Source organism: Streptomyces chlorus (assembly GCF_042655885.1).
GTDB classification, from domain to species: Bacteria; Actinomycetota; Actinomycetes; order Streptomycetales; family Streptomycetaceae; genus Streptomyces; species Streptomyces chlorus.
In genome coordinates this window covers 83,948-93,549 of record NZ_JBHSOA010000089.1, presented here as the reverse complement: position 1 = coordinate 93,549, position 9,602 = coordinate 83,948, and the positions used below count along the sequence as shown (strand labels likewise).

The following is a 9,602-nucleotide window of genomic DNA, read 5'->3' as shown; positions in this document are numbered from 1 at the left end:
GGACGCCGCCGAACAATTCTTACAGGAAAGCCCCGTGCCCATGGCACGGGGCTTTCCGCGTTTCCCGTGGTGTTTATGACGGCTCCACCAGCTTTGTGTCGTAGGCCAGGATCACCGCTTGGATGCGGTCCCTCGATCCCGTCTTTGCGAGGACGCGGCTGACGTGGGTCTTCACCGTCGATTCGGCGAGGTGGAGGCGGGTGGCGATCTCGGTGTTGGTCCAGCCCTGGCCGATGACGGTGAGGATCTCGCGTTCGCGCTCGGTGAGAGCGGACAGCCGGGGGTCGGTGTACGGGGCCGTGGGCGTGGAGGGGTCCTGGCGGGTGGACGTCGGCAAGTGGTGGGCGTAGGCGTCCAGGAGGCGGCGGGTCAGGCCGGGCGCGACGACCGCGTCGCCGGTGGCCACGGAGCGGATGCCGGAGAGGAGGTCCTCCGGCTGGGCGTCCTTGACGAGGAAGCCGGAGGCGCCGGCGCGGAGGCCTGCGTAGGCGTACTCGTCGAGGTCGAACGTCGTGAGGATGAGGACGCGGGTGCGGTCGCCGGCGGCGACGATGCGGCGGGTGGCCTCGATGCCGTCCATGCCGGGCATGCGGATGTCCATCAGGATCACGTCGGGGTGCAGTTCGGCTGTCATGCGGATCGCTTCGCTGCCGCCGGACGCCTCGCCGAGGACCGTCATGTCGTCCTGGCTCTCCAGCAGCATGCGGAAGCCGAAGCGCTGGAGGGGCTGGTCGTCGGCGATGAGAACGGTGGTCACTGCGGGGTTTCCTCCGGGAGATGCAGGTGGACGCGCCAGCCCTGTTCGGGGCGGGGACGTGGGCCGGCCTCAAGTGTGCCGCCGTACAGGGCGGTTCGCTCACGCATTCCGGGGAGGCCGCGGCCGTCGGCGGGAGTGTCCGTTCCGGCTGTGCCGGTGTCGGTGATCGTGGCCGTGACGGCGCCCTGGTCGCCGTGGACGAGGGTGATGTCGGCGGTGGTGTTCGCGCCGGCGTGCTTGAGGGTGTTGGTGAGGGCTTCCTGGATGACGCGGTAGACGGTGAGCTGGCGGCCGGCGGGCAGGTCGGCCCGGCCCTCGACCGTGGTGTGGACGGGGAGGCCCGCGGCGCGGACACCGTTGACGAGCTGTTCGAGGTCGGTGAGGGTGGGCTGGGGAGTCAGCTCGGCGGGGTGAGGGCCGGTCTCGTCGTCCCGCAGGACGTCCAGGAGACGGCGGAGTTCGCTCATGGCCTGGCGGCTGGTGGTGCCGATGGCGTCCAGTGCCTGGGCGGCGCGTTGTGGGAACTTGGTGGCCGCGTACTTGCCGCCGTCGGCCAGGCCTGTGATGACGGAGAGGTTGTGGCCGATGATGTCATGCATCTCGCGGGCGATCCGGGCGCGTTCGGCGGCGGCGGCGAGCTGGGCCTGCTGGTCGCGTTCGATCTCGAGGCGGCGGGCGCGGTCCTCCAGGACCTCGGTGTGGTTCTGCCGGGTGCGGACCGTGATGCCGATGAGGGCCACCACGACGACGGACGTCAGCTGAGAGCCGATCTGCTGACTCCAGCGGCCCTCCCCGTGACGTGCCGTGGAGACCGCGACCGGGGTGAGGACGAGGGCGGTCACCCACAACAGGTTGCGCAGCGGAAGGCGCAGGGCGATGTGGTAGATGACGACGAGTTGGAGGAGGGACGCCTGCAGGGCGGTGCCGGTCCATGCGTTGACGAAGGCGAACGGGGCCACAGCGAGCAGGGCCGCCGCGGGGTGCGTGCGCCGCCACAGGAGGGGCACGGAGAAGCCGACACTGAGCGTCAGGAGGAGCCAGGCCGGCGTGTCGGGGTTGTGGGTGGTGGTGAGCCAGCCGCCGCCGAGGACGTCGATGAGGGCGGCGGTCACCCAGAAGCCGGTGATGTGCAGGTCCCACGGCAGTGGGTGGCGCCGGTCCCAGGAGCGCACCCGCCGGGTGACGCGTTGGACGTACTGGGTGAGGGGTTCCGCCGTGCGCTCGCCGGTGCGTTCACTCGCCACCTCACCGATGCCCGCGCCTGTGCGTTCGCCCGTCCGCTTGTCCTCCGCCGCCTCCGCCGCCTTCGTCGTCTCCGTGGTTCTCGTCGTTTCCGTCGCCACGCGGTCCATGGTGGTCGGTTCGTCCGCCGGGCGGAACAGTGAGCGGGACACAGAGTGGAACACCGGGCGGAACACGGCGGGCGCCACGGCGTCGGACGTCCCGGCGGCGCATGGTCACCGCCGCTGCCGCGAGGGAGGCCGCCGCCCACAGGGTCAGGGCGAGCAGTGCGGCGCCGGGTGTGGCCGCGCCCGGGCCGTGCTGGGCGGCGGTGAGGGACTCCAGGGCCTTGGCGGGGAAGTAGCGAGGGGTTTCCTACTCGATCGCCGCGGCCACCTGCGAGGCGAGGACGGCCGAGGTCCTGCACCGCTTCTACGACATCCGCGTCAAGGAGTGGGCGCCCTGCGTTCGGCAAGCCGTCGACCGGGGCGAGGCGGCTGAGGGAACCGATGCCCACGAGGTGATCCGTGCTGTCTCCGTCCCCCCTCTACCACGGCCTGCTGACCACCGGCGAGCGCCTCGCCGAAGCCGCCGCGGCCTCGGCGCGCACGGGAGCGTACCTGCGGGGGTGAAAGGGCCTTGCGTGACCGGCTTCTCGCATCCGTCGCTGAGGGCGGGTCACCGTGCGTGAGCTGCGAGGGCACCGTGGCTCCAGGTCCGTCGGCCTCGGCGGCGAGCCGGGCAATGGACTCGGCCCTGTTCTCGTACAGCTACCGCCAGGTGGCGTGTAGCGCCGAGTAACTACTTGGGGCTGCGGTCGCGCTGCTGGAGGGCGGCGAAGTCGGCGTGCGCCATCTCGACGGCTCGGCTGGGCTGGCAGGGTTTCTTTGTGCGGATTTATGATGGGATGCCCGGGTGAGTGTGGGAAAGTGGGGTGCTACAGGGGGGGACCCCGGCCCGATTCCAGCGGGCCGGGGTCTTTATGTTGTGCTGGGGTGGCGGTTCGGTCAGTATCCGCCGTCTCCGCCGAATCCGCCGTCTCCGCCGAATCCGCCGTGTCCGCCGAAGCGGTGGATGACCCGGAAGCTGCCCACCACTCCGTCCTTGACGCGGACCCCCTTGGTGTGGTGCACCTTGATGCCGTTCGCTTCGCTGTGGGGGCCGACCGTGGCGACGGGGGCGCCGTTGTCGCAGGTCGCCCCGCGGAAGAACTCGACGGTCCTCTTGCTGTCGTTGCGGATGTTGAAGCTCTTGGAGCCCAGGCCGCTCACGACGGTCATGCAGCCGTCCGAGTGGGCGGAGAACGAACGCTCGTTGATCTGGATCCGGCCTTCGAAGCCCCGGCCCTCGTTGCCCCGGCCTTCGTTGCCTCGGCCTTCGTTGCCTCGGCCTTCGTTGCCTCGGCCTTCGAAGCCTCCTTCGTTCTCCTTGCCGGATTCGCCGCCCATGGGGGCCGAGGCGGGGGCGACTGCCTGCTGGACTACGGGGGCGGCCTGGGCCGGCTCGTAGGCGGACGCCGAGGCGTAGGTGATACCGGTGGCGGCCAGGGCCGCGGCGGCCGCGATGGCCGCGGTAACGACGTTGGGACGTGTGATCATCACGCGTTTCTCCTGTCTCGGGGGGTCGGCTGGCCTGCCGACTCGTGATGAACGTACTGACCGATTCCCATATCTGTCATATCGAGACATAAGGGGAAGTCCGTAGATTGACTCCAATCGGGTCATAGGGGGTGCTTGTGTGCCGTGTCGTGGCGTGCTGACGGATAATCAGGTGACTTTTCTTGTATGAGACTTGATGCCCCGATACGCCGTCCGGGGGACTTTGCTGGCACCTGCTCACCCACAGCCGCAGCGTGTCGTTCGTTGACATATCAGGTGAAACCGGCATTCCCGTTGTGCTACCGGGTGGCGAGCGGGGCCTTCGAGCACGCGGGCGGGCCGGTGATGTGACGCGTTGTCGTCCGAAGGGTGAAGTTCCCGTGGAACGTCTCGATGAAGGCGAAGACCTGACGTTGGCCCCAGATCCTCATCCCTGTGCACCTGTGCACCTGTGGCCGGCCGGCGGGTCCACGTGAGCGTCCTAGACGCGTGCCCGCCGCCCGCGACGGGCTCTGTTCATGGTGATGCGGGCGGCTCGTCCGGCGAACCGGAACCTGGTTCATCGGGTCGGAGGCCGGGTGTCATCGCCTTCGCCTCTTGGACGAGGTGGCCCGGCCGTAGTGGGGCGGGCCCGCTCAGAGCCACGGCGGCCATGACGACGACGATGCCCTGGATGACCAGCGAGCAGACGCCCAGGGGTTCCAGCCAGTTGCCGTAGTCGTCCTCGTCGGTGGGAACGGGCGTGGCACGGGTGACGATGTAGCCGATGGTGGTCAGCAACGCGGTGAGCCCTCCCACGACCCAGCCCAACCGCGGTCCGCGGGTCAGAAGAAGAAAGGCGCCCGCAGCGGTACCGACCACGGTGGCGATGAAACCGCCGATGAGGAAGGGCACGTCCGCGTAGATGACCTCGTAGGCGTGGATCCCGGCATCGGCCAGGAGAAGGACTCCGGCCAGGACGCGCGCCCCGCCGTGCTCCGCACGGCCTCGCGGGGTGGAGGCGGGACTGTCCAGCATGATCCATCCCGTGTTCGAGTCCTGGGTCAACAAGTCCCACGCGCCACCACGCGAGCAGGCCAAAGACATGATGCCTGTCGCCGCCGGCGAATCGCGGACACACAGGGTCGGCGTGTCCGGTGCCAGGCTCTTTCGCGCTTCCCTGCTCACCGGTCCGCCCCCTTCGCCGGGCATCTGCACCGGCCGGCGAGTGGACGGCGTGGACATGCCGCCATCCACGCCGTCGACTGCAGGCGGCATGCTGTCGTAGATCTTGGTGGGCGGCCGCAGAAGCCGCCCACTGACTTCCTCACCGAAGCCTGGAGCACCAGACCCGCCGCACCCACGCCCGAGCCGGAGCCGACCCCGAACGCCGACGCCGGCGAGTTACTCGCCGACGCCCGGAGCCTCACCGCGCCCCCGCCCCGACTGCCGATCCGGCCGACACCACCACCACCGCGGCGACGTCGCCGGCGAACGCGGCCCCGGCCGACGACGACCAGGCGGTAGGGCTGCGCGAGGCCCACGAACACCACCTGCGAAGTGCCGTCATCTTTCGTCGAGATTCACGAGGCGAGTGATCACCGACTGTCTCCGGAACCTACCGGCCATCGCTGTGCCTGGAGGTGAACGAAGCCACTCGGCCACGCCGCCACCTGATGACAGCCCCCGACCACCGCACCGAGATGACCATCCGCTTCGCCATCTGGACCAGCTGGTCGTGTACACAGTCAGGGACCGTCAGCGGCGTCCGCCGCGGTTCGCGGTGAGTCCCATCACCGGCGCGCTCGGCGCGCGCTTCCAGTGTGCCGCCCGGGCGGATCAGTACGCCGCCCGGGCGGATCAGCACGCTGCCCGGTCGCTCACCTGACGTAGGCAAGCCGACTCACCCATTGGGACAGCGTGAGCGAGGTGGCCAGGGCCCCTCGGGCCGCACTGTGCCGGGGGCGTCGGTGCCGCGAGCCTTGGCGGCACCCGGCCGACCCGGGCAGGTACGACGGCTGCTGCCGGCCGGGGTCGTACGCCAGGGCCTTGCGAAGAGAGGACAGGTGTGCGGCCACGGCCGTGAGGCAGTGATGCTCGTCCCGGCAGTCGGGGCAGGTCGCCAGGTGGGCGCGGACCGCGCTCGCCTCGCCGGGGTCCAGGACGTTGAGTGCGTGTCCTTCTAGCAGGTCGCCGATGGTGCGGCAATCCTGGGAGGGAGTGAGCATGGCGGGTCCCTTCGTGCAGGGGTGAGAATCGCACCGTCAACGGGGCCGGTGTACGGCTGGTGCGCCGGTACACAGCTCCGTTTCATGACCCCACCATCGCCCGGGGACGGCCCCTCGCGCGTCGTCCCCGTGCAGCAATTCCCGGGTACCACGGCCGCGGTATCCGGCAGGCCGGCCTACGACAGGGCCAGAACGCGCTCCGCGGCCACGCCGGCATTGTTTTTCGGGGAGGCCCTCGGCACCGTCTTCGGGGAGTACGTGGTCCGGGCCGTACGGGCCGGGGAGTGGCCCGCGGTGAGGGCGTTGCGGCCGGCCGCGTTGCGGGATCCGGTCGCGGACATCGCGTTCCTGGACACCTACGAGGTGGCGGTGATGCGTCCCGACGCGTACTGGCGGGAGCGGACGGCGAACGCGGCCGAGGGGGCGGGTGGGGTGCGGCAGTTCGTCGCCGAGACGGCGGACGGTGCCCTGGTGGGCACGGTGGCCGTGGTGGTCGAGGAGGCCGGTACGACGGACTGGGCCGGGGTGCCCGTCGAACGCCGGCAGGGGCATCTCGTCGGGGTGTACGCGGCGCCCGAGCACCGGGGGAGCGGGCTCAGCACGGCGCTGTTCGAGGCCGCGCTGGAGTGGGCGTGGAGGGAGGGCCTGGGCAGGGTGCGGCTCATCGTGCACGCGGAGAACACGCGGGCTCTGGGCTTCTACCGGAAGGCGGGGTTCACCGAAAGCGGGGTGACTGTGCTGTTGGAGGGGAAGCCGGACGAGCACGAGCCGGAGATGGTGGTCGAGCGCTGAACGCTCCCGCTCGGCCTGTCTTCGCCGCTCACACCGGGAGTTCGTCGTGTGGCCAGCGGGAGCGGGACTGTTCTCGGGAGCGGAGGAGGGCCAGGGTGGGCATGCCCCGGTCCGGGCCGGTGGTGAGGAGATCCGGGAGCTGGGGGAGGGGGGCCACGGCCGCCACGTCGTCCAGGATGAGGGTGAATGGTGGGTCGAGCCGACCGGAGGATGACCGTTCGGCCATGCGCCGGCCGTGCTCGACCACGCTTGCGGTGAGGGCCGTCAGCAACGGCATCGCGCCCGGACGGGTGCGGGGATCCTCGATGGATTCACCCACCACATACAGTGTGCCCCCTTCGTGGACGAAGGAATCCAGGGCGAGCGCATCAGTTCGGTGAGGTGTGCAGGCCTCGCGGACGTTGACCGTGGACAGGGCCGACAACGCACGCGTCGTCAGCTGCTGGGCGATGTCCCGGCGTTCCGGGTACGCGGTGAGGGTCGCCTCGAGTTCGCCCGCGGCGCCCGGGGCGGCCTTCGGGTGGGTGCGCAGGATGCGTACGGCGTCCTGGACCTGGGTGCCCTGCGCCCAGCGGTGGATGTGGCGGACGGTACGGCCGTCGATGGCGGCGGCGTGCAGATAGCTCCGCAGGAGGGTCTGGGCGGTGTCGCTGACGGCCTGGTCGAGCCGGGAGGCGGGGCGGACCGGGGCCAGCAGGGCGGCGGCGCGTGCGACGGCCGTGTCCTTGTTCTCGCAGCCGCTCGTGGGCGACCAGTGGAGACGGGCCGGGGTGTCGCAGCGGTGGGTCGGGTCGTAGAGGTGGGTGGGGCCGAGCTTGGCCCGCCCGTCCTTCGTCTCCTCCCAGAGGGCGGGGCTCGAGGTGAGGACGAGGGCGGGGCCCTCCGCGTCCCGTACGGCCGCGGCGGCGGTGGTACGACGGTTGTCCGGGGGGCCGTAGAACACCGGGTGGGCGGAGCGGGTCGAGGGCGCCGGGTTCCTCAAGGGCGGGAGGGCTTCGGACGGGGTGGTTCCGGACGGGGTGGTTTCGGCTTCCTGGGGTGGTGCCGTGACGGGCAGCGGTGCCGTTTCCCGCTCCCGCTCCCCCTCCCCTTCCCGTGCCCGTACGGGCTCAGGCCTGGGCTCGGGTGCCGCTCTCGGTGTCGGTACCTCGTGCTGGATCGGCTCCGCCGCCGTCGTGTCCGCCGCGCGCCCTGCCGCTCGCTCCGCCTTCTGCCGGGCCCGTACCGCCCTCCACCGGGCCAGCGTGCCCAGGACGAAGATGGTCAGGACCATTAGGAGCATCAGCTGGCCGATGAGCAGGCCCCAGAACAGCCCGTACCCCGAGAGGGCGGATGCCGGGGTGTCCGGCCAGGCGCCCGGGATGTCGTGGGGCTCGGAGACGAGGTGGCGCATGGCGACCGGGGTGCGGGTGAAGGTGACGCCGGACGGCCAGGAGCCGCGGGCGAAGAGGCCCGCGAGGCCGGTGGCCGTCCACACCAGCAGGGTGATGCCGAGCAGGAACGCGAGTATGCCGATCAGCAGCCCGTCGGGGATGCCCCCTTGGCTGTTCCGTCCCTGACCCTGCCCGCCGCCGTGACCGTCCGGTCTCACGTGGGATCCCTTCTCCCTACGCCACCGTCGATTCGGAGTCGCCGATGTGCTGTTCCACGAAGGCCGCCGCCCGTTGCTCCGCCTCCAGCTCGGCGGCGCGCAGGGCGTCGTCGGCGGCGGCGAGCTCGACGGAGGACTCGGTCATCGCGCGGTCGGTGAACACCAGGGGGCGTTCGGTCTCGGTGATGAGGTGTTTGACCACCTGCACATTGCCGTTGACGTCCCAGACCGCGATGCCCGGAGTGAGCGAGGGGATGATCTCCACCGCCCACCGGGGCAGGCCCAGCACTCTGCCCGTCGCCCGTGCCTCGTCGGCCTTCTGGGCGTAGATGGTCCGGGTCGACGCCATCTTGAGGATGGCCGCCGCCTCCTTCGCCGCCGCCCCGTCCACGACGTCGGACAGGTGGTGGACGACCGCGACGAACGACAGACCCAGCCGGCGGCCGAACTTGAGCAGCCGCTGGAAGAGCTGCGCCACGAACGGGCTGTTGATGATGTGCCAGGCCTCCTCGACCAGGAAGATGCGCTTCTTGCGGTCGGGGCGGATCCAGGTGTGCTCCAGCCAGACGCCGACGATCGCCATCAGGATCGGCATCGCGATGGAGTTGCGGTCGATGTGGGACAGGTCGAAGACGATCAGCGGCGCGTCCAGGTCGATGCCGACCGTCGTCGGGCCGTCGAACATGCCGCGCAGGTCACCGTCGACGAGCCGGTCCAGCACCAGGGCGACGTCCAGGCCCCAGGCCCGTACGTCGTCTATGGCGACGTTCATCGCCTCCGCCGACTCCGCCTCGGGGTGGCGCAGGCATTCGACGATGTCGGTGAGGACCGGCTGGCGTTCGACGATCGTCTCGGTGACGAAGGCGTGCGCGACCTTCAGCGCGAAGCCGGCGCGCTCGTCCAGGCCGTGCCCCATCGCGACCTCGATGATGGTGCGCAGCAGGGCGAGCTGGCCGGTCGTGGTGATCGACGGGTCGAGCGGGTTGAGCCGGATGCCGTGGTCCAGGGCGGCCGTCGGGTCGAGGCGGATGGGAGTGATGCCGAGTTCCTGCGCGATGAGGTTCCACTCGCCGGCCCCGTCCTCGCCCTGGGCGTCCAGGACGACGACCTGGCGGTCGCGGAAGCGGAGCTGGCGCATGACGTACGTCTTCTCCAGGGCCGACTTGCCGTTGCCGGACTCGCCGAGGACCAGCCAGTGCGGCGCGGGCAGCTGCTGGCCGTAGAGCTGGAACGGGTCGTAGATGTAGCCCTTGCCGGAGTACACCTCGCGGCCGATGATGACGCCGGAGTCGCCGAGACCGGGGGCGGCGGTCGGGAGGTAGACGGCCTGCGCCTGGCCCGTGGAGGTGCGCACCGGCAGCCGTGTCGTCTCGACCTTCCCGAACAGGAACGACGTGAAGGCGTCGGTGACGACGGACAGCGGATCCCGCATCAGA

At 70.5% G+C, this 9,602-nt stretch carries 9 protein-coding genes, 1 pseudogene and 1 riboswitch; of the genes and pseudogenes, 3 read left to right on the top strand and 7 right to left on the bottom strand.

Going from position 1 to position 9,602, the window contains the following annotated elements; translation table 11 throughout:
* Nucleotides 1–73: 73 nt before the first annotated feature.
* Both ACFPZI_RS31385 and ACFPZI_RS31380 read right to left on the bottom strand, forming a co-directional pair.
* On the bottom strand, nucleotides 74–757 hold the full coding sequence (locus ACFPZI_RS31385) for a response regulator (RefSeq protein ID WP_381370266.1): 684 nt from the start codon (nucleotides 755–757) through the stop codon (nucleotides 74–76).
* Nucleotides 754–2,109, bottom strand: a complete 1,356-nt coding sequence (locus ACFPZI_RS31380) for a sensor histidine kinase (protein ID WP_381370287.1) — start codon at nucleotides 2,107–2,109, stop codon at nucleotides 754–756. Before ACFPZI_RS31380 ends, ACFPZI_RS31385 begins: the two co-directional genes overlap by 4 nt.
* A gap of 251 nt (nucleotides 2,110–2,360) precedes the next feature.
* Between ACFPZI_RS31380 and ACFPZI_RS31375 the strand changes: the two are divergent.
* Nucleotides 2,361–2,610 (top strand): annotated as a pseudogene (locus ACFPZI_RS31375) (TetR-like C-terminal domain-containing protein); the annotation flags it as partial.
* A gap of 375 nt (nucleotides 2,611–2,985) precedes the next feature.
* On the opposite strand, the gene ACFPZI_RS31370 reads toward ACFPZI_RS31375, so the two are convergent.
* Nucleotides 2,986–3,576, bottom strand: a complete 591-nt coding sequence (locus ACFPZI_RS31370) for a hypothetical protein (RefSeq protein WP_381370263.1) — start codon at nucleotides 3,574–3,576, stop codon at nucleotides 2,986–2,988.
* Nucleotides 3,577–4,092: 516 nt separating this feature from the next.
* Nucleotides 4,093–4,593, bottom strand: coding sequence for a hypothetical protein (locus ACFPZI_RS31365; protein ID WP_381370261.1), 501 nt, complete (start codon nucleotides 4,591–4,593; stop codon nucleotides 4,093–4,095).
* On the opposite strand from ACFPZI_RS31365, the gene ACFPZI_RS31360 reads away from it, so the two are divergent.
* On the top strand, nucleotides 4,592–4,843 hold the full coding sequence (locus ACFPZI_RS31360) for a hypothetical protein (RefSeq protein WP_381370258.1): 252 nt from the start codon (nucleotides 4,592–4,594) through the stop codon (nucleotides 4,841–4,843). The genes ACFPZI_RS31365 and ACFPZI_RS31360 overlap by 2 nt on opposite strands.
* A gap of 454 nt (nucleotides 4,844–5,297) precedes the next feature.
* Nucleotides 5,298–5,362: riboswitch (Fluoride riboswitch) on the bottom strand.
* 73 nt (nucleotides 5,363–5,435) lie between these two features.
* Here ACFPZI_RS31360 and ACFPZI_RS31355 read toward each other — a convergent pair.
* Nucleotides 5,436–5,783, bottom strand: coding sequence for an anti-sigma factor family protein (locus ACFPZI_RS31355; RefSeq protein ID WP_381370255.1), 348 nt, complete (start codon nucleotides 5,781–5,783; stop codon nucleotides 5,436–5,438).
* A gap of 258 nt (nucleotides 5,784–6,041) precedes the next feature.
* Here ACFPZI_RS31355 and ACFPZI_RS31350 point away from each other — a divergent pair, with 258 nt between their 5' ends.
* Complete coding sequence (locus ACFPZI_RS31350; protein WP_381370284.1) at nucleotides 6,042–6,575, top strand: GNAT family N-acetyltransferase; 534 nt, start codon at nucleotides 6,042–6,044, stop codon at nucleotides 6,573–6,575.
* Between the two features lie 28 nt (nucleotides 6,576–6,603).
* Here ACFPZI_RS31350 and ACFPZI_RS31345 read toward each other — a convergent pair whose 3' ends face one another.
* Entirely contained in the window at nucleotides 6,604–8,166 is a 1,563-nt protein-coding gene (locus ACFPZI_RS31345; RefSeq protein WP_381370252.1) for a type VI secretion protein, read from the bottom strand.
* A gap of 16 nt (nucleotides 8,167–8,182) precedes the next feature.
* A complete protein-coding gene (locus ACFPZI_RS31340; RefSeq protein WP_381370249.1) occupies nucleotides 8,183–9,598 on the bottom strand; it encodes an ATP-binding protein in 1,416 nt (471 codons plus the stop codon).
* Nucleotides 9,599–9,602 lie beyond the last annotated feature (4 nt).

Bases quoted from the DNA above. Each gene is read 5' to 3' on its own strand.
- ACFPZI_RS31380 (WP_381370287.1), bottom strand. From the start codon at position 2,109: ATGGACCGCGTGGCGACGGAAACGACGAGAACCACGGAGACGACGAAG.
- ACFPZI_RS31355 (WP_381370255.1), bottom strand. From the start codon at position 5,783: ATGCTCACTCCCTCCCAGGATTGCCGCACCATCGGCGACCTGCTAGAA.
- ACFPZI_RS31340 (WP_381370249.1), bottom strand. From the start codon at position 9,598: ATGCGGGATCCGCTGTCCGTCGTCACCGACGCCTTCACGTCGTTCCTG.
- ACFPZI_RS31360 (WP_381370258.1), top strand. From the start codon at position 4,592: ATGATCCATCCCGTGTTCGAGTCCTGGGTCAACAAGTCCCACGCGCCA.
- ACFPZI_RS31365 (WP_381370261.1), bottom strand. From the start codon at position 4,593: ATGCTGGACAGTCCCGCCTCCACCCCGCGAGGCCGTGCGGAGCACGGC.
- ACFPZI_RS31370 (WP_381370263.1), bottom strand. From the start codon at position 3,576: ATGATCACACGTCCCAACGTCGTTACCGCGGCCATCGCGGCCGCCGCG.